The organism is Mycobacterium paraffinicum (genome assembly GCF_025822865.1).
Classification (GTDB): Bacteria; Actinomycetota; Actinomycetes; order Mycobacteriales; family Mycobacteriaceae; genus Mycobacterium; species Mycobacterium paraffinicum.
Genome location: NZ_JACKUR010000014.1, coordinates 181,270 through 207,755, shown reverse-complemented (window position 1 = coordinate 207,755; position 26,486 = coordinate 181,270). Strand labels below are relative to the sequence as shown.

The window sequence follows — 26,486 nt, the reverse complement described above, 5'->3', positions numbered from 1 at the left end:
AATCCCTTCAGCTCGGCGGTGCTTCAAACCCATTCTGGGTGCCGGCCCGCGCCGTTACCACAGGTACACGCGCGCGCTGCTGCCCCCGACACAGGTGATCCAGCTTTCTGCGGGGTGCTGCTGACAATGCATGAGAAAGTTCGAGCCGGTGCACAGCGCACCGGGCACGGTCTTGCAGTCGACGGCGCCCGGCGCCGAGACGGCGCGTGGTAGCGGGCTGGCGTTGCCGTATTCAGCCCAATACGTGCCGACGGCCTCCGGCTTCGGCACCCACGCCGGACGTGGGACGCCGGAAACCTCATGCCTTTTCGCCAACAGCGTGTTGACGTCCACCGGACATTCACTATGCCAAGAGCGGTGACCTGAACATCGCCTACTTCGTGACCGGAGAGGGGCCCGACCTCGTTGTCGCGCCCGGGTTCATCTCGCACCTCGAAATCATGTGGGAGGAGCCGTCGGTCGCGCACTTCTATTCGCGGCTCGCTTCTTTTCGGCGCGTCATCACATTCGACAAGCGAGGCACGGGACTCTCGGATCCGGCGACGCATGCGCCCACCTTGGAAGAGTCCGTCGACGACCTGCGCGCCGTCATGGATGCCGCCGGATGCGAAAGTGCCGACGTGGTAGGCATTTCCGAAGGTGGCACGATGGCGATGCTGATGACGGCCAGTCATCCCGACCGCGTTAATGCGCTGGTTTTATATGGCACGTTCACCCGGCTGCTCCGAGCGCCCGACTACCCGCTCGGGGTCACCGAGGAGCAGCTGTCGAAGTTGGTCAAGCTCAGCGCCAGCGGCTGGGGCGAGGGGGTGGGACTGGGCGGATGGGCTCCGAGCCGGCGAGGCGACGCCGGCCTGCGGCGGTGGTGGGCACGGGTGCAGCGCATGGCCGCCAGCCCGGGGATGGTTCGAAACATCTTCGCGCTCTATCCGCAGCTGGACATCCGCGACGTCTTGTCCGCAATCCAGGTGCCGACGCTCGTGCTCCACCGGCGCGATGACCGGATGGTGCGTGTCGAGATGGGGCGCTACCTGGCCGACCGCATCCGCGGGGCCAAGTTTGTCGAGCTGGACGGAACCGACCACCTGTTCTTCACAGACGACGCCGACACCTTGCTCGACGAGATCGAGGAGTTTCTCACCGGCGTCCGGCCGCTACCCGCGGTCGAGCGCGTCCTGGCCACCGTGCTGTTCACCGACATCGTCGATTCCACCCAGCAAGCGGTCAAACTCGGCGACCAGCGCTGGAAGGAGCTGCTCGGCAGGCACGACGCCCAGGTCCGCCGACAGCTCGAGCGCTTCCGCGGCCGTGAGGTCAACACGACGGGCGACGGCTTCCTCGCCCAATTCGACGGACCCGCCCGAGCCATCCGATGTGCCATGGCAATCCGTGACGCCCTGCGGAGTCTTGGCATCGAAGTGCGGGTGGGCGTACATACGGGCGAGGTCGAGCTGCGGGACGACGACATCAGCGGCATCGCCGTCCACATCGCGGCGCGGGTGGCGGCGGCGGCCGCGGCGGGCGAGGTGCTCGTCTCGCGCACCGTCGTCGACCTGGTCGCCGGGTCTGGCCTCGGCTTTGCTGCTCGCGGTGAGCACACCCTCAAGGGTGTGGCGGGCGAGTGGCAGTTGTTCGCGGTCGAGGGTTGAGGCGGTCGGGCCGCGTCACTCGCGGTGATACTGATCCTTGGCCAGTATCTCTACGCCTCGCCACCCCCAGTAGACCCGGTGGGCTTGAATCAACCCGTTGTCGACCTCCATCACCTCGACGAAGTCCATTTGTTGCCCGTCGGGCGTCTGACGCGGATATTCCCACGTCGCACGATGGCCATCGGTGAAGAATCCTTCACGGTGATACTGCCGCTCGTCGGGCGTGCGCGATACGACCTCGGTCAGGAATGGACGTAACTGGTCGTGGCCATGGACGACGCCGTTGCCGCCGAGAATGTGAGCGGCTACCGGACTTTCGAGCGTCGCATCGATCGCATAGCAGGCCAGCAACGCCTCGGCGTCATGATTCGAGAGAGCGGTCTCCCACGCGTGCATGACCGCTTCGATTTCGGCGGTCTTCGTCGTGTCCGTCATCCTCACCCACCTACCTGTCGGGTTCGTGCTCCTAGTGCTCGTTGGTAACGGGTACCCATGACCGCCAAACGCACCACACGATCGGTCACCGGCCCGAACTTCGGCCTCGATTTTCGATTGAGGGGCGGCCGGCTTCTCGCAGCCGAGCGAGCATTACAGGTGCGTCCGTATGCGTGCAGATGTGGACTGGCCGGCCGCGGATGTCGAAACCAATGACCCTTCTTATGGGACTTTCGCCGCTAGCCCGATAGCACCCGTATGCGATTAACTGGGATGACGTAACTCCACCACGCTGTGCTTGGGGATATTGATGAAGAAAGCAATATTGGGCGTATCGGCGGCAGCAGTCATAGCACTGGTACCCCTCAGTGTTCCCTTGGCACCAGCAGGCGCCGGCGATCCCTGTGCCGACGTCACCGATCCCGCCGCCCACCAAGTGTGCCTCGACAATTACATGCGTGAGATCTACAGACGCGAACTTAGCCAGTGCGAGGCCAGCCCACATCACGGACAGATCGGTCAGGTTTGCGGGTAACCGCAGTTATGAGCCGGACTGTCTAATGGCTCAGTCGTTCAGCCGGTCCCCGCAAGCCCACCTCAAACATCGTTGTGGGCTTGGCTGAATCGCCCTGGAAATCCCGGAGGCTCCTGACCTTGGAAACGAGGATGCAGGTATGCCGAAGGAACAGTCGTCTGGGAAGCCCACGGCGCGTCGTTACAGCCCGGAGGAGAAAGCCGCTGCGGTGCGGATGGTCCGAGCCCTGCGCGCTGAGTTGGGCACCGAACAGGGCACGGTGTCGCGAGTGGCTCGCCAGTTGGGGTACGGCGTGGAATCGGTGCGCTCCTGGGTGCGCCAAGCCGACATCGACGACGGGTACGCGCCCGGGGTGTCCAGCGTGGAGTCTGCCCGGATCAAGGAGCTCGAACAGGAGAACCGAGAACTCAAGCGCGCCAACGAGATTCTGAAGCGAGCGGCCAGTTTCTTCGGGGCGGAGCTCGACCGCCAACACAAGAAATAGTCGACTTCATCGACGCCCACCGCGAGGAGTTCGGGGTCGAGCCCATCTGCACCATCCTGCGAGGCGCGGGAGTGTCGATGGCCCCGAGCACCTACTACGACACCAAGACTCGTGCCCCGTCAGCGCGCGCCCAACGCGACGCAGAGCTTGGGCCGGTCCTGGTCAAGCTCTGGGAGGACAACTACCGCGTCTACGGGGTCCGCAAGCTATGGAAAGCGGCACGTCGGGCCGGTCACGACGTGGGCCGCGATCAGGTCGCCCGCCTGATGCGGGCCGCCGGCATCGCAGGGGCGCGGCGCGGCAAACGAGTGCGCACCACCACGCCGAATCCGGCCGCGGCGCGACACCCCGATCTGGTCGGGCGGAAGTTCACTGCGACCGCGCCGAACCAGCTGTGGGTGACAGATCTGACGTTCGTGCCGACCTGGGCTGGGGTGGCGTACGTGTGCTTCCTCATCGACGCGTTCAGCCGGATGATCGGCGGGTGGCGGGTGGCCTCGCACATGCGCACCACGATGGTCCTCGATACGATCGAAATGGCCCGCTGGTCGCGGGGAAAGCTGTTGCCGGACTTGATATGTCACTCCGATGCCGGATCGCAGTTCACCTCCATCCGCTACGGCGAACGTCTCGCTGAAATCGGTGCGACCCCCTCAATTGGCACTATCGGGGACAGCTTCGACAACGCCCTCGCGGAGACGGTGAACGGNTANTACAANNCCGAGCTCATCTACGGACCCGCCCGCACCGGACCGTGGAAGACCGTGGAGGACGTCGAGCTCGCCACCCTGAGCTGGGTGCACTGGCACAACAACAGCCGCCTGCACGGCTACCTCAACGACGTTCCGCCGGCTGAGTTCGAAGCCGCGTTCTACGATGCATCACGGACCGACCAAACCCTGGTCGAAATCCAATAGATCGAGCCTCCGGGAGAACCAGGGCGTTTCAAGCTACCTCAACGACGTTCCGCCGGCTGAGTTCGAAGCCGCGTTCTACGATGCATCACGGACCGACCAAACCCTGGTCGAAATCCAATAGATCGAGCCTCCGGGAGAACCAGGGCGTTTCAGTTGAACCTTGAGTGGGGCATGCGCCGGTGTTCAGATAGCGCCGGTCGAACGAAGGCGCTCGATTCCGGCCGCGTCGTAGCCCGCCAGGGCGGTGAGCAACTGTTCCGTATGTTCCCCAACGTGCGGCGCTGCCGACGGTGCGAATCCTTCGTCGGGTTTGGTCTTGATGCACGTTCCTATCAGTCGCTGCGCGGTTCCATCCGGCTGAGCCTGTTCATAGACGAGCCGACGAGCCTTCGTGTGGTCGTCCTCGAACAGGTCTGACCCCAAAAATGCTGGCGCCCCGGCGATATCGGTCGCAATGAAGAAGTCGGTCCATTCCCTGCGTGTGCGGGACTTGAATATTGCCGTCAACTCCTCGCGCAGCCGCGCCTCTGCCGCTGCATCCTCTCCGGGCCTCTGGCGCCCCGGTTCGTAGAGATCCATTCTGTCGAGCGACTGGCAGAATCTCAGCCAGAACTTGTCCTCCAGGGCGTTAAACACCACGTAGTTGCCGTCGCGCGTTGCGTAGTACTGGTAGCGAAGCGAAGCGCGGATCCCCTCGCCGTAGCCCGGTTTACCGTTCGCCAGCGCCGTGAGGTGTTGGAAGTTCCAGTTGATCGCCGCATCGACCTGCGCGACTTCGACGTACTGCGGCTTGCCGTCGCGCCTGGCGGCGTGCAGCGCGGCGAGGACGCCCATCGCCGCGTACAGCGGTCCCGCCAGGACACCTGTCGTCCCAGTAGCCGCCCCCGAAAGGCGTGGTGTTCCATCCGCTTCGATGATCGGCGGACTCAAGCCGGCGAAACAGTCGAAGGACAGCCCGTGGGTGGGTAATCGGGTGTAGGGCCCGTAGCTGCCCATGCCATTGAGCACGCAATAGACCACGGCCGGGTTGACTGCGACGATCTCGTCATAACTGAAGCCGAGTCGGTGGGCGGTTCCGTAGCGCAGACCGTCGATCACTACCGCCGACGTCGCGGCCAGGCGACGAAACGCATCTTGGCCCTCGGGCGTTTTCAGGTTTATCGCCACGCTCTTCTTGCCGCGGTTCCAGTGCGAGTCCTGCAACTCGCCGCCCGAAACCGCCGAACCGCGAAACCCCCCGCCGCCGGGTGGTTCGACCTTGATTACGTCTGCGCCCAGGTCTGCGAGGTGGCCGCCCAGTGCATCCGTGGAGAACAGTGACACTTCGAGGACCCGGACGTCCCTGAGAAGTTCCATCAAGCCGACCCTTCCAACCCCAAGTCCCGACGCGGACCCGCGCCGCGTCGTCGAAGGCGCAGTGCCCCGCTACATCATGGTGATTGATTTCAGCTCGGTGTATTCCTCGAAACCCCAGCGCCCCTGCTCGCGGCCGAGTCCACTTTGTTTGAAGCCTCCCAATGGCCCGCCGCCGTTGAACATGCCGCGCGCCGGTAGTGACCAGCCCGGCCCCTGCCCATCGCCTGGATTCTCGCCAAGGTCTGCACCGGGCGCGAGAGTCTGCACCATGATGGTGCCGGTGCGGATCTGCCGGGCGACGTTGAACCCCCTTGCGGCATTGCGGGTCATCACCATACCCGCCAGACCGTAGATCGAGTCGTTTGCGATGCGGATGGCTTCGTCTTCGGAGCGGTAGGTCAACACAGACAGCACGGGTCCGAACACCTCTTCTTGGCACACGCGCATGTCGTTGCGGCAGTCGACAAATGCGGTCGGTTCATAGTAGAAGCCGTGGTCGAGATGGTCGGGACGTTTGCCGCCGACCACCAGGCGCGCGCCTTCCTGTTGCGCGGACTCGACGAAGCTTTCCACTCGTTGGCGTTGTTGATCCCTGATCAGCGGCCCGACGACAATGGCGGGATCACGCGGATCACCGACCGTGATCAGCGGAGCCGTGGCCTTCACACCCTCGACATACGCATCGAGCAAGTGTTCGGGCAAGATCAGCCGCGATGTGACCGTGCACGCCTGTCCGGCATGCATCAGAACCTGACCGAATCCTATTCCCCCAACGTCATCTTCGGTGATGTCGTCGAGAACGATGTGCGCGCTCTTGCCGCCGAGTTCCAGTTGCGCGCGTTTCATCGTTGCTGCCGATATTTCGCGGATGCGTCGACCGGTCGCCGTCGAACCGGTGAAACCGATCATGTCGACGCCTGGATGGGTGCACAGTTCCTCTCCCACTTCGGCGCCGCCCACGACGACGTTGAACACGCCCGGGGGCAGGCCGGCTTCCTCACCCACCTTCGCCAGCTCAAAGGCGTTCATCGGGGTCCACGGGTGGGGCTTGAGCACCACCGTGCAACCGACGGCCAACGCGGCCAGGCATTTTGAATGTTGATCGAGAATGGAAAGTTGAACGGCGTGATGACTCCGACCACCCCGACCGGTTCCCGAACGACGGTGACGCCGCCCAGGCCGGTCGCCGAAACCCTGGGCCCGCCCGGCGTTTCCACCCACGTGACGTCGTGTTCGACGTACTCGCCGTAGTAGTGGGCGGCCTCGATGGCGCCGCCGACCTGAATCAGGTCGGTGATGAACCCGGTCGAGCCGATCTCGGCGACGATCAGCTCTCGAAGTTCCGCTTTGCGCTCATCGAGGATCTCAGCGAACCGCTTGATGACCTTCGCCCGCTCCCGGACCGACATCCACGGCCACGGACCTTCGTCGAATGCCCGGCGAGCAGCCTCGATAGCCATGACCGCCTGCTTCGGCCCACCGTCGACGACCCGGCCGATCAACTCCTCATTGGACGGATCGATGACGTCGATGGTGCCGACGGCGTCGTCGCTCAGCCACTGACCGCCGATGAAGCTCTGGTACTCCCGCATCGCACGAATTCCGTCAGCCGTCGACTACTTCGACGTCGGATACGGTGCGGGCTCAAAGTTGAACACCCTGCGGGCATTGCCTTGCAGGATCTTGTACTTGTCGAGGTCGGACCGGCCGTCGAGTGCCTTGTGAGCGGCCTGAAGAGAGTTGGGCCAGAGGCTGTCGGTGTGCGGATAGTCCGTTTCGATCATCACGTTGTCGACGCCGATGAAGTCGAGATTGGCGGCGCCGAAGTCGTCTTCGATGAAGCAGCCGTACATGTGGTCGCGGAAGAGCTGTCGCGGAGACTCCGGGAAAATTTCCGGGTCGGTGGGTACAGCGGTCAAGCGCATCGTGGCCGGGTCCACCGCCCAGTTATTGGCTCGCAGGTAGTGGTAGTCGGCGGCGACGTGTTCGGCACGCTCGATGAGGTAGGGAATCCAGCCGATTCCGCCTTCGGCCAGCACGATTTTCAGGTCGGGGTACTTCTGCAGCTTGCCCGAGAAGAGCCAGTCCGTGGTGGAGTTGGCCAGGTTGAGGTTGATGTTGACCGCCTGAACCCCGAAGGGTGCGTCGGGCGACGTGGTGGGACTGACCGACGACGAGCCGATGTGCGTGCAGAGCGGCATCTTCGTCTCGTTCACCACCGCGAAGAAATCGTCCCAAACACCCGAGTGGATGGACGGGAACCCTAGCGGGTGCAGGTTCTCCGAGAAGGCAATGGCTTTGGCGCCCTTGCCGGCGCACCGTAGCGTCTCCTCGACGGCCAGTTGGGCATCCCACAATGGAACTATGACCATCGGGATGTAGCGACCGGGCGCAGCCGCGCACCACTCGTCGATGACGAAATCGTTGTAGGCCCGCACACACTTGAGCCCAAGGTCGCGGTCACTGAGGTGGGCGAACATCTGACCGCAGAACCGGGGGAAGAACGGAAAATTCAGTCCCGCAATCACATGATCCTCGTCCATGTCTGCGATGCGGGCCGCCGGGTCGTAGTACGCACGCGGCATCTCGTCGTAATTCACTGGCAGCGGCGAGTATTCGGGTGGCCGTTGGTGAGCTGCGACCAAGATGCCCATCACCGAGGCGCGCGCTTGGTCGTAGATCCACGTGTCTACGCCGTCGATCCGCTCGACGCGTGGGACCCGATCACGGTCGGCGGCCGACGCGCGGTCGACCCAGAGGTTCGGCGGCTCGATGATGTGGTCATCGACGGAGATCATCCATTGCAGATCTTGCTTGTCCACGAGTTGCTCCCTGATTTCACCGAACCGGCACCTGTACTGGGCGACCGTGCACGGCGGCCGCGATTGAGGTGGTTTCGCGCAAGACGACTAGTGAATTACCGGCTGGTCCGATGCTAGAAGCGGCCTCAGCACACTGTCAAGTGGCACTTGATAACTTCGCGGCGGCAGTCCGTCATTGGGCGACGCGGGTACCCGGCGTGAAGACGACGGGCAGAGACCGATAGCCACGAGTGACCGAGTTCCCGTGGAAATCAACTTTCGCCCCAGGGGGGATGGAGTAGTCGGGGATTCGGTTCAGCGTCTGCTCGACACCGACCCGAAACTCGAGCCGGGCGAGGTTGGAGCCCAGACAGCGATGGACGCCGGCGCCAAATCCGAGGTGCCGGTTGGTCTGTCGGTCGAGGATGCACTTGTCGGGCTGCTCGAACTCGCGCTCGTCTCGGTTCGCAGCCGCGTAATTCACGACGACCGTCTCACCCGGACAGAATTTGTGTCCGCTTAGTTCGACCTCTTCGGCGACGGAACGATGCAGTCCATGGACCGATCCCGCGAAGCGGATGAATTCCTCTATCGCCGTGGGCATCAGACGGGCGTCCTGGACGAGCCGGTCGCACTCCAATCGGTGAGTCCCCAGATAGAAAAGGGCGAATGACATGGCGCTAGAGGTAGTTTCGAGGCCAGCCTGGACCAGGAGCATCACATTGGCGACGACGTCGTCGAAGCTGAGTTTCTCGCCGTCGATTTCCGCGGCGAGTAAGACGTCGATCAGGTCGTCGCGCGGCGGTTCATGGCGACGCTTGTCGATCTCCTCCCGCACGCGAAGGTAGAGATTGGTCATCGATTCGTTTCGGATGACTTCGCTTTCGCCGTTGATCGCAAGGTCGGCCGTCTCTATGTAGAGCGGAACGTCCTCAACGGGCATACCGAGCAGATACCGGAAGAACACGATCCCAGGCTGCTGCCACGCGACGTCTGCGAGATCGCCGCGGCCCGCTTCGATGAAGTTGTCGATCAACCCGTCGGTGACCGCGCGCACCTGAGGCTCCAAGTCCTTCATGCGACCAGGAGAAAAATACGGGTTGAGAACTTTGCGAAGCTGTTGCTGCCGTGGCGGATCCAGGGTGATGACGATGTCACCGAACGACATCGGGTTACCCTCCATCCCAACGGGTTTGCTGGAGAAGCTGCGCCAATCCCGCAAGATCTCGTAGCACTCGTCATAGCGGGTGGCGACCCACGCGCCCCCCGGCGTGGCACCCAGGAATGGCACATCCTGGTGACTGAACGGTCCCGCCTCTCGCATCACTTCGTAGACCTCGTAGAGGAATTCTTGGTCGTTGAAATCCTCGTGACGGAGATCGAGGTTTCGGGCGTGTTCGTGCGGCGACTTGCTCACCATGTGCGGTCCTTTTCGACACCGAAAGTCGGCATGCCGGCCGGGGCAGATATCCGGCGACGAGGGCGCGTCAGGATGCCGCCGACACCGTCGTCACGCCACCGTCCATGTGTCATCTGCGCCGGGCCTCGGATTTCTCGCACACGTCGAAAGGTACTTTCGCAGCACAGTAAGTCGTCGCCCAGCTAGAGTCAAGTCGCACTCGATAACGTGTCTGGTCGCTCATGATCCGCGCGCCGCATTCCACGCAAAAAAGTGAAAGATAGGACGGAACCCAAAAAACCGGTCGATGGCGCGGGGCGTGCGAGCAAGCTCCTTCCCAGCCGACGCCCGCTCGCTAAGGTATGTGTGATGACTACAGGCGCGCGGCGAGTTCGGGACAAGGATGGCAAACAGCGGGCCCTCCTTGAAGCGGCTGCTGAAGTCTTTGCCGAAGCGGGATATGCGGCTGCGGCGACAAAGGAGATCGCCCGTCGTGCCAACTGCTCGGAAGCAATGCTGTTCCACTACTTCGGAGACAAGCGGGGCATCTTCGAGCAGGTCGTTTCTCGACAGATCGCCGACCTGGTCACCGAGGCGGAGGAACAGGTCGTGGCTGCCCTGCCTGCGCGCTTCGAAGACTATATCCGGGAACTTTTTCTGGCCCGGCTACGAATCGACGACCGGCGCAGCGGCGTTCCCGGCTGGGATATATCCGGTCGGGCGTTATCCGATCCGGACTTCTCGCTGCGCGTTCTGCAACCCAACCACGCGCGCCGTACGGCCGTGATCGCTGAGGGCGTTCGCCACTACCAAGCCGCCGGGCAGATCAGCGCCGACGTCGACGCCGACTTGTTCGCCGAGCTGCTGGCTAACTTCATCATTTTCACGACCAGCCTCGGACCGCGCTGGTTCGACACCGGCGAACCCGACATTCGCGCACAGATCGAACTGGGTTCGCACATCCTCGCCAAAGGCGTCAGCACATCGAACGGGAAGGCGCCCACCAACCGAGGCGAGCGGGTCCAACGGCCCCGCAAGGCACGCGCAACCGACTGAGCCGCCACCAGAGCTCAACGCCGCCACCTTATCGAGTCACACTTGACATCCGGGCTTTCGCGTCGTTAGCGTCGTTGCCAGCCGGGCCGGAGCCATGCGGATGCGGAGCACTCTGCTCGATCGGCACGAGCGTGAGGACAGAAGGGTGGCGGTTGTGCACTCATCGGCGCGCGTAACACATTCCCAAAGCTAGTGATGGCGTTGAGCGCTCTACGGGGGGTTCGTGTCGTCGAGTGGGCGACGGAAATCGCCGGACCCTACTGCACCAAGTTGTTCGCCGACCTCGGAGCCGAGGTCATAAAGATCGAATCACCCGACGGAGACCCGCTCCGCGGCAGGGCATTTGGCGATCGAGGCGATGGTGGCGCCCTGTTCAACTTCTTGAACGCCGGCAAGCGATCGATCGTCGGTAGTTCCCTGCGCGACCTGGAACCGTTGATCGCTTCTGCCGACGTGTTCCTCGATTCTCTCGGCCCCGGGTCCCTCGACCGCGAAGCGCTCTTACGGCGTGCGCCACACCTGGTGATCGTGGCGTTGTCTCCATACGGATTGACCGGGCCGTGCCGGGACCGGCCCGCCACGGAGTTCACGATCCAGGCCGAGAGCGGGACCCTGGCATTGCGGGGCCGTCCGGACCAACCGCCCATTCAAGCGGGTGGTCGAGTCTTCGAATGGGTGATGGCCAGTTATGCCGCCGTCGCGGCGCTTGCCGCGTTGCGGCGGGTTCAACTCGGCGGCGCGGGTGAGATCGTTGACTGCTCGTTGTTGGAAGCCTGTCACCTCAGCGCCGGCGGATTCGCCGATCTCTACTACGAGCTGGCCGGACGCCCGGCGTTGACCTACCCCGCCCGACAGGTGGAGATCCCTTCCATCGAACCGACCGCGGACGGATGGGTGGGCTTCAACACCAACACCCGCCAACAATTCGAGTCGTTCCTCGCGATGATCGGCCGACTCGACCTACTCGACGAAGACCCGGCGTGGGCACTCGCAACGACTCGCTGGGAACGCCGGGAGGAGTGGAATCAGCTTGTGCGGGAATGGACGACGACCCATTCCACGGACGAGATCGTCGCGCTCGCCTCCGATCTGCGGATCCCGGTCTCACCAGTCAACAATGGCCAGACCGTGCTGGACCACCCCCAGTTCGCCGCGCGCGGGGTGTGGGGCAGGTATGCCGACGGCAGCTTCACCCACCCGTTGGCGCCCTATCGGATCGATGGCCGACGACCCGCCCCAACGGCCGGCGCTCCCCCGCTCGGCGAAATGACAAAAGTACCCGCCCACAGCAGGATTGCCAGCGCGACCGACCGGGCACCGGAACTCCCGATGGAAGGCGTCCGAATTCTCGACGCGACGGCATGGTGGGCGGGCCCCTCCTCCACCCACATTCTCGCCGCCCTAGGCGCCGAGGTCATTCACCTCGAGTCGACGAAACACCCTGACGGCGCGCGGATGGCGGCCGCGGCATTCGCCAGTCAGCCGCAGTGGTGGGAGCGATCGGGGATGTACCTGGCGACCAACACCAATAAGCGCGGGCTCACCCTCGACCTGTCCTGTCCCGAAGGGCGGGAGCTGTTCTTCGGACTCGTCAAATGCTCGGACATTCTGGTCGAGAACTTCTCGCCTCGCGTCTTCGACAATTTCGCCATCACGTGGGAGGCCGTCAGGGAGCACAACCCGCGGATCGTGATGGTCCGGATGCCGGCGTTCGGGCTCGACGGACCATGGCGCAACAACGTCGGTTTCGCGCAAACGATGGAACAGATGACCGGGATGGCCTGGGTGACCGGTCACGAGTACGACCAGCCGCGAATCCCCCGCGGCCCGTGTGACCCACTGGCAGGAATGCATTCCGCTTTCGCGATGCTCACCGGCCTCCGGCAACGCGACGAGACCGGCCAAGGCGCCTTCATCGAAGTATCGATGGTCGAGTCCGCGCTCAACGCAGCCGCCGAGCAGGTCGTCGAATTCACCGCCTACGGGAACCTGATATCGCGACTAGGGAACCGCAGCCGTGACGCCGCCCCACAAGGCCTCTATCCGTGCGCGGGCACCGAGCGGTGGCTGGCGATTTCAATCGCCACCGACGAGCAGTGGCGGCTCTTGAAGTCGGCTCTGGGGGAACCGGATTGGGCGAATGATCCCGCATTGGACACCCAGCAAGGGCGTATGCAGGCACATGACCTGATCGACAAGCATCTCGAGCAATGGGCCGGACAACACGATTCCGCGGCCGCTGCCGAGTTGCTCGTCAGATACGGTGTTCCGGCCGCGGATTTGGGAGACGCCAGGATCGGTTCGCAGCATCCCCAACTGGCCGCACGAGGGTTCTTCGAAAGCCTCGACCATCCCATCGTGGGTAGGCATCACGTGCCGGCGATTCCCTTCAAGTACCGCAGCGTTGACAGATGGTATCGGTCATCGGCGCCGACGCTAGGGCAGCACAACGCGACCATCCTCGGCGACCTACTCGGCCTCGACGCCGCATCGATTGCGGCGCTCACAGAAAATGGCGTCATCGGAACCAGACCAGGCGGATTGGACTAGACGGTGAAGCTTCATGTCGACCGGGAGATGTGCCAAGGGCACAGCCGCTGTTACGCGACGTATCCCGAATTGTTCGACATCGACGACGAAGGGACCGCCTTCGTCACCGTGGAGCACGTTCCCTCCGAATGGGAAGACCAGGCGCACAACGCAATCGCGAACTGCCCCGAGCGTGCGATACATATCGTCAAGGAGGTGCCATGAAGGCCAAGGGAGCGGTTCTGTGGGGGCTGAACGAGAAGTGGTCGGTGGAAGAGATCGAACTCGATCCGCCGCTGGAAGGCGAGCTGCTCGTCGAGTTCGAAGCCACCGGTCTATGCCATTCCGACCACCACATCCGCACCGGCGACATGTTCGGCGTGAGCTTCCCGTTGATAGGCGGACACGAAGGGGCAGGCATCGTTCGGGAGGTCGGCCCGGGAGTGCGCGAGTTTGCCGTGGGAGACCACGTGGTGACTTCTTTTCTGCCTGCGTGCGGTCGCTGCCGCTGGTGCGCAACGGGTCATCAGAACCTCTGTGATTACGGCGCGACTATCCTCGCGGGAGTCCAGGCCGACGGCACCTTCCGGCGCCGAGCCCGAGGACGGGGCATCGGGGCCCTCTCGGGCGTCGGCAGTTTCGCTCAATGGGGCGTGTTGTCAGAGGCCTCAGTGGTCAAGATCGATGACGATGTGCCGCTATCGCGCGCATGTCTTCTCGGCTGCGGCGTGACCACCGGCTGGGGTTCGGCCGTCAACACCGCCAACGTCAGTCCCGGCGACGTCGTCGTCGTGGTTGGCTGCGGCGGGATCGGCAGCGGCGCCATTCAGGGCGCGCGCCTAGCAGGGGCGGAGCAGATCGTGGTGGTTGATATCGAGGAGACCAAGCACGACAAAGCTTTTCAGTTCGGCGCCACGCACTTTGCCACCTCGATGGAGGAAGCAACCCAGTTGGTTGGCGAGCTCACGCGTGGAGTGATGGCCGACTCGGCCATCCTCACGCCAGGCGTGCTCGAAGGGGCGATGATCAACGACGCGCTCAATGCTGTGCGGAAGGGCGGTGCCGTGGTGGTCACCGCGCTGGCCTCGATGTCCGACGTGACGCCGACGCTGCCGCTGACTTTGTTCACACTGTTCCAGAAGCGGCTCTTGGGCAGCCTGTACGGCGAAGCCAACCCGCGGGCCGACATCCCTCGACTTATCAGCCTGTATCGAAGCGGCAAGCTGTTGCTCGACGAAACCGTTACCGCCGAGTACAAACTCGACGACATCAATGAGGCCTACGACGACATGCTCGCCGGCCGCAACATTCGAGGGGTGATTATCCACGAGCACTGAGTCTTTGGGGGAAGGCGGTCCGTGTCGTTTTTGGCCCGCGCAGTCGATTTACCAACCGTCCTGAAGGGATTCCACTCATGTCATCGCCAGCCGATATCGTCCGCCAGTTCTGCGCCTTGATGGAGCAGCGGGACGCCGAAGCGTTGCGCCCGCTCCTCGCCGAAGGGGCCGTCTATCAGAACGTGGGAATGCCCGCCTTCACCGGGCCAGACGCCATCGTGGAAAACATGGCCGCCCAGTTCTCGATGTTCCCGGACGCCTACGCCTTCGAAATCGTCAACCTCGCCAGCGAGGGTTCCGTGGTGCTCACCGAACGCCTGGACTACATCCAGGCTCCGGACGGAAGCAAGCCGGCCATCCCGGTGATGGGGACCTTCGTCGTCGATGACGATGGGAGAATCACTCGCTGGACCGACTATTTCGACCTGAACCTGACGATCAAACTCCTGCAAGGCGAGGACATCAGCCCCCTGGTGCCCGCAACGGCATGAGTTGGGACATCACCACCGATCTGGGATCAACGGCGCTTGCTGTCGCTGCGCAACGGGCAGCAGAAACAGCACAAGATGACCCGTTGATCCACGACGAGTTTGCGGCGGTGTTGGTGGCGGCGGCCAATGACCCGGGCTGGCAACGGATGGCTGGTGGGGATCTTTCGTGGATGGGCGCGGAGGATGATGTGGGGCGGCGGGTTGCGCGGGCGGGCCGGGAGTACGTCGCCACCCGGACGGTCTTCTTCGACGAGTTCTGCGCTGACGCAGCGAGTTTCGGAGTCAGCCAATTCGTCATCCTCGCTGCCGGGCTCGACGCCCGTGCCTATCGCTTAGTCCCGCTCACCGGCAAGCGTGTGTACGAAATCGACCAGCCCGCAGTCCAGGCGTTCAAGGACACCGACCTGACAGCGCATGGCGCCACCCCGCTAGCCGACCTGTGCGCGGTTCCTGTTGATCTGCGCGACGAGCGTTGGCCGGTCAGGTTGATGGACGCGGGATGGGAAAGGTCGCTGCCGACGGCCTGGCTCGTCGAGGGACTACTGCCCTACCTATCGTCAACCGAGCACAATGCGCTCTTCGACGCGGTCACTGCGCTAAGCGCGCCGGGTAGCCGGCTGGCCGCCGAGGTCTATCACCACTCGACAATGCACTTCGGCGACGAGCGGCTGAGCGCATGGCGCGACGGAGCAGCCGAGATAGACGACGCGCTGGGCGTAGACGCGGATGTGACGGCCTTCATCAAAGACCACGATGCCAGCGATACGGCATCATGGCTGTCCCAGCACGGATGGAAGGTGGATTCCCTGGACAGCCGCGAACGGATGTCGCGCCTCAGCAGGCCAATCCCGCCGGACCTCCGCGACATTGCGCCAGCTAGCTCCCTGGTAACAGCGATCCGCCACGTGCCGTAGCGTTCCCACCAATACTGGTCATTTCGAGCTTCTTGAACGGGGGGGCCATGCGGGCGCCAAGGGCCGTCGCAAACTTCAATCGCCGAGTCACCAACCCAGCGGCTCGGTCGATCACGCCATGGCTTCCAGTCCAAGGGACACTCGAACATGTCGGACGCAAATCAGGCAAGCGTTATCGAACGCCGCTGTTGGTTTTCCCCATCCGCGACGGCTTCGTCGTTCTCATCGGGTACGGGCTCGAATCGGACTGGTTGAAGAATGTATTAGCCGGTGGACAGGCGGTGCTGCACAAGCGCGGCAAGTGTATCGCGCTAGCCAATCCCCGCCTCCTGAGTAAGGCTGAGGCCGCACCGCTCGTTCAAGGGCCATCCGGTGTGTTCTACCGCCTGTTTCCGTACAACGAAGCGGCACTGGTGTTGACCAAAGTCAATTCCACGCAGTGACCACCGTTCACCCGAATCGATAGACCTCCCCGCCACCTCACTGGAGCTGAACAGGATTTTTGAGGTGGGGCGGGCGGGGCTCGAACCCGCGACCAACGGATTATGAGTCCGCGGCTCTAACCAACTGAGCTACCGCCCCTTGAACTGCTACCAGTGTATTCGCTCGACATAGCTAATCATGCTTGTGGCCGCTTTGGCCCTCATGCCGCAGTGATACCGCAGTTGCATCGATGGCCTTACCCAGCGCGGCGGCAACCCCGGCCAGGTCGTCATCCATTAAATGGCCGTACAGGTCCAACGTCATTGCCGCGGTGGCATGCCCTAGTAGCCGCTGCACGACCTTCACGTTAGCGCCCGCACTGATCGCAAGTGACGCGCAGGTGTGTCGCAGTCCGTGCGGAGTCAGCCCCTCTATCTCCGCATCGGCGCAAGCCTTATCAAATCGCCAGCGGTATTCGTCAACCGATAGGTACCCGCCACCGTTGACCCGCGACGGGAACACGAGTGCGTTTGGGTCGTCGGGCAGCTCCGCGCTGAGCCGCTCCCAGACAGGCTCAGGGACGGGGACGTGGCGAGCGCGGTACGTCTTGGTGCTCGTCTCCACGATCCCCCTACCCGCGACGCCGCTGGCGGATGCACGAATGGTTAGCTCCCTATCTCCCACGTGCCGGCGCCGCAGCGCCGCAGCTTCACCGAATCTCAAGCCGCAGTAACCGAGGGTTAGCGTCAGCGTCTCGTATTGCCCCGTTGCCCTGGCGAGCCTCAACAGTTCGGTATGGGTGAGGTATCGCCGTTCGCGCTCCGCTGGCGTGGGTAAGTCCTCGCTCCGTTTGATGTCAGCTGTGACGTTCTTCGCAATCCGGCCTGTTCTCACCGCGTACTTGAGCACCGCGCCGACCAGCTGGTGGGCTTGTGTAATCCGACTGGCCGACAACGGCTTGTCTTTCTGTGAGCCGTCCACCGAAAGACTGCCCAACCAAGTCGTGTAACCCTCGTAGTCGATTTTCTTCAGCGGCACGTCTCCCCACTTGGGCAGCACGACCGTATCCAGCAATGAGCGGTATCCCACAATGGTTTTCGGCTTGCGGTGGCTTTTGGTCGTGAACCACTGCTCTGCCACGTCGCGGAAAGACTCCGACCCCTTGCGCGGGTCAACGTACTCGCCGCGTTGAACGTCGGCCGTCAGCTTGTTCAGGAACGCTTGCGCAAGGGGTTTGCGCGAGAACACCTTGGAGTGCTCCCGACCCTGATCGTCCACCCACCGCACGCGCCACCGGGTGACCTCGCCGTACAGCGGCGAGCGCTCGGTGTGCGTCTTACCGTCTGGCCCCTTTACCCGCTTGTGCCAGCGATCATCGATCCCGGCGCGCTGGTGCCTGGTAATCGCCACAGGGGAAGGATACCGCAGGAATCCGCACATAAGAGTCCGCTGGGTACCGCTGAAAAATACTTTCTCTAGAGCTGCGGGCTGGGCCGACCTCAGCAGTAGAATTTCAAGTAGGCCAGAAGACAGCGGGCAATAACAAACATTTCGGATGCTCCCGCAATCCCATTGAGGCAGGCCAATTTTAGAGTGCCAACGGCGATGGTTGGCGCCTGCATGCGGGAAGGAAATACGACATGGAGCAATCAGACCTGATCACCCTGGAGCAGGTTGCGGAGATCACGAATGCGCCGCTGAACACTGTGCGGTATTGGCGGGCGATGGGCCAAGGGCCGCGGTTCGCCAGGATCGGCCGGCGCGTGATGGCGCGAAGGTCCGAAGTCGAAGCGTGGATTGATGCGCAGTTCGACTAGCCAATTTATCGTAAATCAACGGACCAAATTCGATAGAATTAAGATAGAGGAATGGTGGCAGGACGGCCACGAATTTGGCAACCATTTGCCACGATTAAATGGGCTCCGGGGTACGAATTCACCGACAACGGCGACGTGCGCGATCGGCACAGAAATGTGCTCGCGATCGGCATGGGGCCGCAGTACCCCATAACGCTCCGGTTGTATGACACCAATCGGAAAGTTAGGACCCCCCGTCGCGATGTCCTCGCGTTGGAATATTGCGGCCTGCCAGATCGGCACCATTGCGTGATATGCGACGAGCGTCGCGACGGTAAGGTTATCGCTGCGGGTCTGCCGTATTCCGTTGTGCACCTTAATGGTGATCGCACGGATTTCAGCCGCGGGAATTTGAAGTATGCGCCGAGGTTCGCGTCAGCGCGCCGTCACGAGTTGGCGCATATTCAATGGGCGATGACGCATAACGACGTACCCCCGCGCAGATGGACGCTCAGCACGCGAATGCTCGCCATCGAGGCAGAGAACCAGGAACAAGATGAACAATTGCCATGACGTCGAAATTGCGGACGTGATGTTTGATGCAAATGGTGACAATATCGGGCTGCGGTTCGATGACGGACACATTTTCGCAATGCCGGCTCTGTTGGCTGCACGGTTGGGCCGTAGCCTGTTGGATTGCGTCGCTCGATAAGGGGAACAATTTTGGCCGTATTCAACCCGTGGACACGCCATTACCAAGCGGCGTGGGAAAACCGCGCCGCTAACCACAACCTCCCGATGTGGGCGCGGCTGGTCTGCTATGCCTACGGGCGTCACGAGGCCAACGGCCATGCCGTGTTCCAGCGCGGCCAGTTGACGGTATTGCTCGGGAAACCGCCCGAAGGCGACAAGCCATTCAGGCGGGCGCCGCGCCAGACCGTCCACGACGCCATCAACACTGCAGTCCAGCACGGCTGGCTTGCGGAGGGGTCGTGCATGGAATGCCTCGTAGTGCCGGGGCACGCGATCCAAGGCCCGCAAGGTCAGGCCGACGCACCGTGCCCGGTTCACGAGGCCCGCACCGCACGCGCCCGTAAGTGCGCCCTGACACTCGTCGCCTCGTCGTAAACGTCCGGTTTGACCGGACGTTCCTTTTAGCAGGTACGTTACATATACTTTCCGGTATCAAAGCACTTGACAGCACATATGTATGCGACGTGGTTACATATAAAAGTGTCCGGTTAAACCGTACGGTCCGTCCGGCTGAGCCGGACGGTCCAAGTCTCTGACCTGGGCTTTTGACTCGCGGTCTTGATTCTCTCTTGGGGCGTCCCAAAAGGATTGGCCGATGCGAGTGACAAGTGGCCTGTTGAGCCGGGGCCAATGTTTCGATTCCGAACATTCGCGCCATACCACGCCGAACCGACCGGCAGGGCCAGCGTCCGAACCGTTTCCGACTTCACCCCGACCGGGACGCAACTTGCGCGCGCGCCCGCAGGGCGCGTAGCGGGAGTGAAGTAGGCGAGGGGGCTGGGTAGTAACGCGCTGACGCGCTTGGGGAATCACCTCGCGTAGCGAGAGAGTGATCTTTGCGAGCCAGCCACTCCCGTGAAGCGCGCTTGCGAGCCGCTGTTGACCTCGTAGCTCAGGCCGCGTGGACCAATTCGGAAATTCCGAAATCAACTGACCTATAAAGACTTCCCTCGCCAGGCGGCCTCTCAGTCACCGCCTGGCGAGGGATTTAGCCACCGGCGTCTTCCGGCACGGACGACGCCCCACAGCCCACTATCCGCCCCGCTGGCACAGCGAAAGCGCGGAACCCATTTGCTTTGTCTCGCTGGCACCGCGAGGCGGCACGCCCTGGCACTGGGCGGAATCTCCGACCACACCAAAAAGCAAGGATTTTTTAAATGAGAGACATCACAGAACTCCGTGAAACGCGGGCCAAGCTCGCGGCGGCGCGGAAAGCCATCACCACGGGGGTCGAGGCACGAGGCGCCTCCCATGCGAACCCGAAAGAGTCCGAGATGTTCCGGCGCCTCACGGAGCAAATCGAGACCCTCAACGACCAGATCGAGGAGGCCGTGCGCGCCGGCCTAGACAACCCGACATCTCGGGCGGTCGCCGGGGCGATGGCCCGTGCGACCAACTGCGGCCGCCCCGGCGGGGAACCGGGTGCCCGAATCGGTGATCGCGCCGGGGCTGGCGACTGGGCTTCCCGGGCGGCCGATGTCATCTGGCGCGCCAACAACTTCGACGGGGAGACTCGCGCGATCACCGCCAGCTCGATCGATTTGCCCGCCCTGGTGCTGCCGCAGGTCGTCCCGATGGAACGCCCGAAGCGGGTCATCGATCTGTTGGTGGATCGCGCTGAATCACCTTCGAACGCATTCGAATTCTGGCAGCAGACCACGCGCACCAACAACGCCGCGATGACCGCTGACTTCGCCACCAAACCGACGAGCACGTTCACGGTGACGCCGGTCGAGGACCGCCTGCGGGTGCTGGCGCACCTGTCCGAGGATGTTCCGAACAGGTTGTGGCTCGACTACGACGAGCTGCGGCAATTCCTGATCACCGAGCTTTACCAGGGATTGTTGGATGCGCTTGAGGAGCAGGTCCTCAACGGCGACGGCACCGGGGAGAATTTCGAGGGCATTTTGCACGCATCCGGCACCACCGCAGTCGCTTTCGACACCGACGTGCCGACCACCCTGCGTGGCGCGCTGTCGACGTTTGAGACTTCCGGTGTTCAGCCGACGGGGTGGGTGCTCAACCCCACGGACGCTGCCGCGCTCGACCTGCTGCGCGAAGGTGGCACCCCCGACTTGTTCGTCCTCGGCGGTGGATACCAGAACGGACCGGCGAACAGCGCCAACATTTTCGGCGACGTCCCGCGGCTCGTGAGCCCGCGCGTTCCTGCTGGGAAAGCATTGCTGGCGGATTGGACAAAGGTTCGTCTGTTCACGCGGGGCGGAATCCTGACAATGCTCGATCCCTTCTCTGGATTCGCGACCAACACAACCCGATTGCGGTCGGAGATGCGCATCGGTATGGGCTTGCTGCGGCCGAGCGCCTTTGCAGTCATTGCTCTTTCGGCATGACGCAGCGCGAACCACGGCACAGCTGGGTGACTTACGACGACCCGCGCGGGTTCAACGACGAACCGGCGTTTGTCGATCTTGACGAGGCCGCACGTCGAATGAACATGAGCAAGGCCGCCGTTATGGAGCTGGTCCGCGTGCACGCCCTGCGGTACACGGTGGCAGCCGGCGAGCTGCTCGTTGAGCCGGCGATCCTCCACGGCGCCGTAACGACGCCCAGCAAGTAAAAACTTCGCGACCGGAGTCCCTGCTATGCCAGGGCCGGGACTCCCGGTCGCGAACAAGCGTCCGGCGCCTGTAGCGCACCGCCGGACCTCCGCCGCCGCGTATGGGTCGGCTTACCTTTCCCCGGCCCTGCTCGCCCGAGTGCACGTGCGTGCAGCCGCTTTCAAACGCGGCGCCGTGATGCGGGCGAGCCGCGCGGCGGCCCTAAACGATTGGAAAACAGCTCACATTGATGACACCCGAGGATCGCCACGCGCAGTGGCGCGCTCTGCACGAGGCCGGCCCTATCGCGAAGTTCCTCGGCCTCCTTTTCGTGACGCAGCGGGCCGAGCTGGTTCGCTGCGTGACTCGGCTGCGCATCGACTACGGGTCACATTTTTTGGCGGTGCTGTCCCGCCTGGTGCCCGTCTTTCAACTGGGCGCGCCGGAACACCACCGACGCGTTCGGCAGAAACTCCGACCGAGTTTTAGCCGAGAAGCAGTGGCGCGACTGGAACCGCCCCTGCGCCAGCACGCCCGCCAACTCATCGGAGCGCTTGCGGCAGAGGGCCGATGCGACGGCGTCGAAATTGCCATGCTTTTTTCCGCCCGAGCAGTCCTGACGTGGTGTGGGTGGCCGCAGGCCGACCTGCGCGAACTGTGCGACCTCCTCCGGTCGACCGTCCAAGGGGGCTCCCGGGACTCACAGGTGCGGGCGGCCAGCGCGTGGGTGAAATACGTCGATAAGAGACTCCTGCGGTCCGGGTGCCGTGCCGAATTGGTGCGGCTCGGCCATCAGGAACTCGCGGGCGTGCACGTTCTCATGCTTTTCGCCGGGATGACCACGCCCGCGGCGACACTGGCCTACGCACTCCTTGAACTGGCGCGCAACCCAGAACTACGCCAGCTCCTACAGCGCGAACCCGCCCAAACGCCTGCGTTCATTGAAGAGGTCCTTCGCGTTTCCGCTCCCGCGGTCACGCTCCCGCGCGTCACCACGGAGCCGACCGTTATTGGCGGGCAGGAGTTACCCGTCGGCGTTGCCGTTGCGCTGCATGTCGGCGCAGCCAACATGGAGTACGGGGACCACATAACACTCACCGATGGCCGAATAACCCGACAACCGCACTGGGCGTTTGGGGCTGGGGCACATAGATGCATCGCCGCCCCACTCGCCAGGCTGCAAATGACGGTGTTCGTCGAGGAGTGGCTGAGACAGATTCCAGAGTTTTCGATCGAGCCCGGAGTCACGCCGTACATCGACGCCGAACAGCGAGCGTTAGCGGCATTGCCGCTGCGCTGGGCCGTCCAATCTCATTAATCGAATCTGCTGGCATGAATCGGCGAGCAAGCGTCGGCTGAATTCATCGGCAACGCCTAGGTGCTCCCACGTCCGCGCCTGCCGCCGCAGCTCGATCAGCACGTAATACGGTGTCGCCGCTTCCCTCGGATCACTGAACCATTGGCGCGAGGTCTGCTCCTGCCAAGCAATCGGTGCCGCCCAGGAGCCCATGGCCTTGACAATCGCGAATTCGAGATCGTCGGCCAATCCCAGGTCATCATCATCGGGAATCTCGCAGCGCAGTTCGACGAACGCGGCCGGTGGGGCCGGGTGTTCGTCGAGCGTGTCAACGACAGGGGCGGCGGTCATGGTGACACCGACCGCACCGGCCGCGTCGATGAGACGTTGCGCAGCCTGCTCGACGGCCTGCGGGTCGATCTGCTTAAGGAACCGGATGCGCGTTGTGAGCGTCATAGACGAATTCTATAGGAGTTGCTTGCAATGCGAAATACATTGTGTAACAACGTATCTCCGGTAGAATCGAGAGCATGAACGATGGGCAGTCCCGGGGGGGCCCCTCAAAAGTCGGCGCGGTCGCGCTGGGGGGTGACATCCGTCAGGAAATCGCCCCCTCCGCGATGCGCAAGGGGTCGAAAAAGGCGTTTCCGCAGGTGAGGGGCTATTTCGAGCGACGGGCGCAGACTTGAAAAGCCTTGTGCGCCAACACCATTATATGTCCGAAATATGCTGGTAGCCAATATGATTCGTGAAACAGAGGGACATGACGGATTCCAAACCGCCACGCACACCAAACGGCCTGAAAACGCGTGGAAAGGCCCTTTTTCGCAAAGTTGTTGGCGTTTACGTGCTCGATCCTGCCGAGACCGTGTTGCTTGTCGAAGCGTGCAAGACTCTCGATCGCATCGACGCCATGGAAGCTGAACTGACCCGCGACGGATTGACCGTCGCCGGTGGCCGCGGCCAGTTGCCGAGACCGCACCCGCTGCTGTCTGAGCTGCGCGAGACGCAGAAGCTCGCGAGCCGCCTGGTTGCCGAGCTGGCATTGCCGTTGCCTGGTGAGCAGATCGGCCGGCGCCGCAGTCCGCAAGCGAAGGCTGCGGCCGATACCCGCTGGGGCCGCGATGCGAAGCTCGGGTTCGCCTGATGGCGCAGCTCCGCGACGATGGACGCGACGACTGCGGCTGCGAGGGATGCGCGGTCACTCAGATTCGAATGATGCGCTGGGAACGCCAACGCAAGTTTCGCCCCGACCTTCTGCCCCCCGAGCCTTGGGTGCACATGGCGCCGAGGCGGCACGCCTAGCCGACCGGCGAACTCGCTTCGGGCGATGCACTGCTAGTGGAGACCCTCGCGCTCGCATAACGAACAGCACCGCGCCTCTGTGTGGAGAGGGACTCGTCCCTGGTCGGTCTGCATTGTGACGGTGCGTTCCTCAATCGCCACGCCACGCGGACACGTCCTGCCGGTCCGGTGCCACGGAGAAAAACTCGCAGCATTCATAGACCGAAGAATAAGCGCTATAGGCCCCGCAAGGCCTGCGCAACGCGCAGGGCCGGCCCGCTCACGGGTTGGTGCGTAGGTACTTGTCGACTTCTTCAGCAACCTCTTTGAGGCGCCGGTCCTCCGCTAGGGCGGCCTCGCGAGCCTGCTGCGCCTCCCGCGAGGCGAGCGCAACGCTCTCGTTCCATTGCTCGATATTTGCTTTGAAATCGTCGATCGTGGTTTCGAGAATTATCGCGCACATCAGGTCTTCGCTGTCGACGATGATGCCGCACTTTTCACGCAGAAACTTAGCCTCATATGGATCGGCGGGATGCGATAGCCAGATCATGATGGGATAAGTCTCTGACGACTGCGCATCTTGGGTGTGTAAGTCCCGGTACGTCTGCAGACTGTCCTCAATCAGTTCCACGCCGATAATCCGCAAAGCATCCGTTTGAGACATCGTTTACCTCCGCAAAGGTTGGATGAGTACGGGGATAAGCTTCGCAGGCCGGTCAAGCACCCGCGCCGTGGGTGCATATGGCGCCGAGGCGGCACGTCTAGCCCACCGAACTCGCTTTGCCCCCGGCCCTACGGTTCCGACTGCGTCGGCAGTGGCACGTCAGCATAGGCTGACAGCTCCTCTTCGAAGATTTTCGACATCTCACCGGCCAGCACGAAAGTGTGCTTTCCCCAAGTCTCCTTGCGGTCTTTGGCGAGTACGTTGCACTTGTAGACCAGTTCGTGCAACTTCGCGCCAGACTTCTTCGCGCCGAGCAGGAATATTATGCTCGATAATGCTCGGGCTCTTTGCGTTTGCTCGTTGAACGCATTGCGCGGCGCTTCGGCCCAGTCGCGCAGGTTACCTCGGTTCGAGCTGATCAAGTCTTGAAGCGATCGCCCCAATTGGATCGCCTCAGCCATGTGCTCGGCCAGCTGGGTTTGTCGCGTTAACCGAACATCAGCGGCCCGGTCGTTTCTGGCTTCTCTGGCTGCCGAGCGGATTTGCCACCATACTCCGAGTAGCGCAATCGCAGCAGCGGCAACGGCGATGCATGCCGCGATGATTGTGGCCCAGGATTGCGGTAGTCCGGTCTCGTGCGGAGACAATTTGTCGATCACGTCGGGCGGCAGATTCACAATGACGGTCTGCGTGGGCGACTGAACCGCACTTGGCGTCGGCGCCGGAATCGGAGTTGGTGGTGGCGTTGGCGACATCGGTGCAGGTTAGCGCGGGCTGAAACCCGATTCGCGACCGACGAAAACGGCCCCCACAATTTCGTTCTGAGGGCCGTTTCTGCCGGTCAGGTTACTTACCTCTCTTCTTGGGCGTCTGGGCTAAGTCGCTAGCGGCAACGCTCTTCACCGACTTCGGTGTCTTCGGGTTGCCTAGCAGCTTGCCTGCTTTGCTCGCATCTTTCTTACCGGTTGCCATCTCACTTACCTCCGAGATAGTTGGAACCCGGACTTCCCCATCCGGGAGAGCCCGTGGAGGGCTCCACTTCGGACGATAAGTCCGCCCACCGACAACACCATGTAAGACACGCCGAGTAACCGAAAATGCCGGGCCGAGGCCCATTCCATGAGATATAAGCCACCGCGCTTCCGCGCTCATCATCCGATCGCGGCCCTACGGATCTGACAGGTTGCGCAGCTTGTCGCGGACCTCGCCAAGCACCGCGATCAGCTCGTCGGTGTCAGCGAGGGTCAGCGGGTTATCGGGGTCCGATTCCACGTGGACGTAAGGATTGACTATCTCGCCAGTGGAGCGCTGGAACGCCAGACCGAAAACGGTGACGCGGCGAGGCTCCGCCAGATCGTCGGGGTATCCCACCAGAGTGGCTTCCCAGTCACCGACGCTGAGCCAGCGGCCGGGGCCGTGCTTCTTGTCCCTGCCCCACTGCTCAGCCCATATCGCACCGGGGGGTATCGGGATATCCGGGTGGGAAACGGATGTCCACGAGGAGTCCTAACGAGGGGTCCGCTCGGCAAACGAGCATTACGGTGATCTCCCTGACGATACCGCAGTGAATACCGCAGCACCACCACAAACAGCCAATTACGACCGACCGTAGGCGTCAATGCATTCGCTGTTCAGGCCCATATTCTGAGCGACGATAGTCAACGACCGCAAACTGCAAATTGTGGGACGCACGGATTATGAGTCCGCGGCTCTAACCAACTGAGCTACCGCCCCTAGCGATGTTCCGTAGGAAACGGTAGCCGAACGCCAACATCAATGTCCGTGGGGCAGGATCCCCGACAGGTCAG

Annotated in this window: 27 protein-coding genes, 1 tRNA gene, 1 pseudogene and 1 other annotated feature; of the genes and pseudogenes, 17 read left to right on the top strand and 12 right to left on the bottom strand. The window is 62.8% G+C overall.

Annotation, left to right across the window (positions count from 1 at the left end; translation table 11 throughout):
- Positions 1 to 54: 54 nt before the first annotated feature.
- The gene (locus H7J89_RS04545) at positions 55 to 333 is read right to left on the bottom strand and encodes a hypothetical protein (RefSeq protein ID WP_264036858.1); all 279 of its coding nucleotides are present in this window, start codon (positions 331 to 333) and stop codon (positions 55 to 57) included.
- Positions 334 to 380: 47 nt separating this feature from the next.
- Here H7J89_RS04545 and H7J89_RS04540 point away from each other — a divergent pair, with 47 nt between their 5' ends.
- Positions 381 to 1,649 (top strand): adenylate/guanylate cyclase domain-containing protein, encoded by a 1,269-nt coding sequence (locus H7J89_RS04540; protein ID WP_264036856.1) that lies wholly within the window; start codon positions 381 to 383, stop codon positions 1,647 to 1,649.
- 15 nt (positions 1,650 to 1,664) lie between these two features.
- Here the strand turns inward: H7J89_RS04540 and H7J89_RS04535 are convergent, their stop codons facing one another.
- A complete protein-coding gene (locus tag H7J89_RS04535) occupies positions 1,665 to 2,084 on the bottom strand; it encodes a nuclear transport factor 2 family protein (protein WP_264036853.1) in 420 nt (139 codons plus the stop codon).
- Between the two features lie 674 nt (positions 2,085 to 2,758).
- Between H7J89_RS04535 and H7J89_RS04530 the strand changes: the two genes are divergently transcribed.
- Positions 2,759 to 4,020 (top strand): IS3 family transposase gene (locus H7J89_RS04530; RefSeq protein WP_264036851.1). Its coding sequence is split into 2 segments (ribosomal slippage): positions 2,759 to 3,062 and positions 3,062 to 4,020, totalling 1,263 coding nucleotides; the frame shifts between segments, so codons are not numbered across the junction.
- Positions 3,058 to 3,189 (top strand) — a sequence feature (AL1L pseudoknot). Its footprint overlaps the gene before it by 132 nt.
- A 183-nt stretch (positions 4,021 to 4,203) precedes the next feature.
- On the opposite strand, the gene H7J89_RS04525 is transcribed toward H7J89_RS04530, so the two are convergent.
- The 4 genes and pseudogenes from H7J89_RS04525 to H7J89_RS04510 form a co-directional block, all read right to left on the bottom strand.
- Positions 4,204 to 5,376, bottom strand: coding sequence for a CaiB/BaiF CoA transferase family protein (locus H7J89_RS04525; RefSeq protein ID WP_264036849.1), 1,173 nt, complete (start codon positions 5,374 to 5,376; stop codon positions 4,204 to 4,206).
- 69 nt (positions 5,377 to 5,445) lie between these two features.
- Positions 5,446 to 6,968: pseudogene (locus H7J89_RS04520) on the bottom strand (aldehyde dehydrogenase family protein).
- 24 nt (positions 6,969 to 6,992) lie between these two features.
- Positions 6,993 to 8,198 carry an amidohydrolase family protein gene (locus tag H7J89_RS04515; RefSeq protein WP_264036847.1) on the bottom strand — a complete coding sequence of 402 codons (1,206 nt, stop codon included), beginning with the start codon at positions 8,196 to 8,198 and terminating at the stop codon, positions 6,993 to 6,995.
- A 172-nt stretch (positions 8,199 to 8,370) separates the two neighbouring features.
- Complete coding sequence (locus H7J89_RS04510; RefSeq protein WP_264036845.1) at positions 8,371 to 9,597, bottom strand: cytochrome P450; 1,227 nt, start codon at positions 9,595 to 9,597, stop codon at positions 8,371 to 8,373.
- A gap of 348 nt (positions 9,598 to 9,945) precedes the next feature.
- Here H7J89_RS04510 and H7J89_RS04505 point away from each other — a divergent pair, with 348 nt between their 5' ends.
- The 7 genes from H7J89_RS04505 to H7J89_RS04475 all read left to right on the top strand — a co-directional run bounded on the left by H7J89_RS04505 (position 9,946) and on the right by H7J89_RS04475 (position 16,346).
- Positions 9,946 to 10,632, top strand: a complete 687-nt coding sequence (locus tag H7J89_RS04505; RefSeq protein WP_264036843.1) for a TetR/AcrR family transcriptional regulator — start codon at positions 9,946 to 9,948, stop codon at positions 10,630 to 10,632.
- Between the two features lie 201 nt (positions 10,633 to 10,833).
- The gene (locus tag H7J89_RS04500; protein WP_264036841.1) at positions 10,834 to 13,182 is read left to right on the top strand and encodes a CaiB/BaiF CoA transferase family protein; all 2,349 of its coding nucleotides are present in this window, start codon (positions 10,834 to 10,836) and stop codon (positions 13,180 to 13,182) included.
- Positions 13,183 to 13,185: 3 nt separating this feature from the next.
- Positions 13,186 to 13,386, top strand: a complete 201-nt coding sequence (locus H7J89_RS04495) for a ferredoxin (protein WP_264036839.1) — start codon at positions 13,186 to 13,188, stop codon at positions 13,384 to 13,386.
- Positions 13,383 to 14,498, top strand: a complete 1,116-nt coding sequence (locus H7J89_RS04490; RefSeq protein ID WP_264036837.1) for an NDMA-dependent alcohol dehydrogenase — start codon at positions 13,383 to 13,385, stop codon at positions 14,496 to 14,498. The genes H7J89_RS04495 and H7J89_RS04490 overlap by 4 nt, the downstream gene beginning before the upstream one ends.
- Positions 14,499 to 14,575: 77 nt before the next feature.
- On the top strand, positions 14,576 to 14,989 hold the full coding sequence (locus H7J89_RS04485; protein ID WP_264036835.1) for a limonene-1,2-epoxide hydrolase family protein: 414 nt from the start codon (positions 14,576 to 14,578) through the stop codon (positions 14,987 to 14,989).
- Positions 14,986 to 15,903: an SAM-dependent methyltransferase gene (locus H7J89_RS04480; RefSeq protein ID WP_264036833.1), complete on the top strand. Its 918-nt coding sequence runs from the start codon at positions 14,986 to 14,988 to the stop codon at positions 15,901 to 15,903. Before H7J89_RS04485 ends, H7J89_RS04480 begins: the two co-directional genes overlap by 4 nt.
- 47 nt (positions 15,904 to 15,950) lie before the next feature.
- Positions 15,951 to 16,346, top strand: coding sequence for a nitroreductase family deazaflavin-dependent oxidoreductase (locus tag H7J89_RS04475; RefSeq protein ID WP_264036831.1), 396 nt, complete (start codon positions 15,951 to 15,953; stop codon positions 16,344 to 16,346).
- Positions 16,347 to 16,411: 65 nt separating this feature from the next.
- On the opposite strand, the gene H7J89_RS04470 is transcribed toward H7J89_RS04475, so the two are convergent.
- A tRNA-Ile gene (locus H7J89_RS04470) sits at positions 16,412 to 16,485 on the bottom strand.
- Between the two features lie 33 nt (positions 16,486 to 16,518).
- Positions 16,519 to 17,766 carry a tyrosine-type recombinase/integrase gene (locus H7J89_RS04465; protein WP_486348267.1) on the bottom strand — a complete coding sequence of 416 codons (1,248 nt, stop codon included), beginning with the start codon at positions 17,764 to 17,766 and terminating at the stop codon, positions 16,519 to 16,521.
- A 200-nt stretch (positions 17,767 to 17,966) separates the two neighbouring features.
- On the opposite strand from H7J89_RS04465, the gene H7J89_RS04460 reads away from it, so the two are divergent.
- The 6 genes from H7J89_RS04460 (at position 17,967) to H7J89_RS04435 (ending at position 22,751) form a co-directional block, all read left to right on the top strand.
- A complete protein-coding gene (locus H7J89_RS04460; RefSeq protein WP_264036826.1) occupies positions 17,967 to 18,143 on the top strand; it encodes a helix-turn-helix transcriptional regulator in 177 nt (58 codons plus the stop codon).
- 51 nt (positions 18,144 to 18,194) lie between these two features.
- Positions 18,195 to 18,695: a hypothetical protein gene (locus H7J89_RS04455; RefSeq protein WP_264036825.1), complete on the top strand. Its 501-nt coding sequence runs from the start codon at positions 18,195 to 18,197 to the stop codon at positions 18,693 to 18,695.
- 150 nt (positions 18,696 to 18,845) lie between these two features.
- A complete protein-coding gene (locus H7J89_RS04450) occupies positions 18,846 to 19,250 on the top strand; it encodes a hypothetical protein (protein WP_264036824.1) in 405 nt (134 codons plus the stop codon).
- 782 nt (positions 19,251 to 20,032) lie between these two features.
- Positions 20,033 to 21,226 carry a phage major capsid protein gene (locus H7J89_RS04445; RefSeq protein WP_264036823.1) on the top strand — a complete coding sequence of 398 codons (1,194 nt, stop codon included), beginning with the start codon at positions 20,033 to 20,035 and terminating at the stop codon, positions 21,224 to 21,226.
- Positions 21,223 to 21,453, top strand: coding sequence for a hypothetical protein (locus H7J89_RS04440; RefSeq protein ID WP_264036822.1), 231 nt, complete (start codon positions 21,223 to 21,225; stop codon positions 21,451 to 21,453). The genes H7J89_RS04445 and H7J89_RS04440 overlap by 4 nt, the downstream gene beginning before the upstream one ends.
- Before the next feature lie 230 nt (positions 21,454 to 21,683).
- A complete protein-coding gene (locus tag H7J89_RS04435) occupies positions 21,684 to 22,751 on the top strand; it encodes a cytochrome P450 (RefSeq protein WP_264036821.1) in 1,068 nt (355 codons plus the stop codon).
- Here the strand turns inward: H7J89_RS04435 and H7J89_RS04430 are convergent.
- On the bottom strand, positions 22,710 to 23,186 hold the full coding sequence (locus tag H7J89_RS04430; RefSeq protein ID WP_264036820.1) for a hypothetical protein: 477 nt from the start codon (positions 23,184 to 23,186) through the stop codon (positions 22,710 to 22,712). The genes H7J89_RS04435 and H7J89_RS04430 overlap by 42 nt on opposite strands.
- Positions 23,187 to 23,260: 74 nt before the next feature.
- Here H7J89_RS04430 and H7J89_RS04425 point away from each other — a divergent pair, with 74 nt between their 5' ends.
- Positions 23,261 to 23,419, top strand: a complete 159-nt coding sequence (locus H7J89_RS04425) for a hypothetical protein (RefSeq protein ID WP_264036819.1) — start codon at positions 23,261 to 23,263, stop codon at positions 23,417 to 23,419.
- A 74-nt stretch (positions 23,420 to 23,493) separates the two neighbouring features.
- On the top strand, positions 23,494 to 23,877 hold the full coding sequence (locus tag H7J89_RS04420; protein ID WP_264036818.1) for a P27 family phage terminase small subunit: 384 nt from the start codon (positions 23,494 to 23,496) through the stop codon (positions 23,875 to 23,877).
- Between the two features lie 417 nt (positions 23,878 to 24,294).
- On the opposite strand, the gene H7J89_RS04415 is transcribed toward H7J89_RS04420, so the two are convergent.
- The 3 genes from H7J89_RS04415 to H7J89_RS04405 form a co-directional block, all read right to left on the bottom strand.
- Positions 24,295 to 24,678 (bottom strand): hypothetical protein, encoded by a 384-nt coding sequence (locus H7J89_RS04415; protein WP_264036817.1) that lies wholly within the window; start codon positions 24,676 to 24,678, stop codon positions 24,295 to 24,297.
- 128 nt (positions 24,679 to 24,806) lie between these two features.
- Complete coding sequence (locus tag H7J89_RS04410) at positions 24,807 to 25,433, bottom strand: hypothetical protein (protein ID WP_264036815.1); 627 nt, start codon at positions 25,431 to 25,433, stop codon at positions 24,807 to 24,809.
- A 412-nt stretch (positions 25,434 to 25,845) separates the two neighbouring features.
- Positions 25,846 to 26,049: a hypothetical protein gene (locus H7J89_RS04405; protein WP_264036813.1), complete on the bottom strand. Its 204-nt coding sequence runs from the start codon at positions 26,047 to 26,049 to the stop codon at positions 25,846 to 25,848.
- Positions 26,050 to 26,486: the final 437 nt, after the last annotated feature.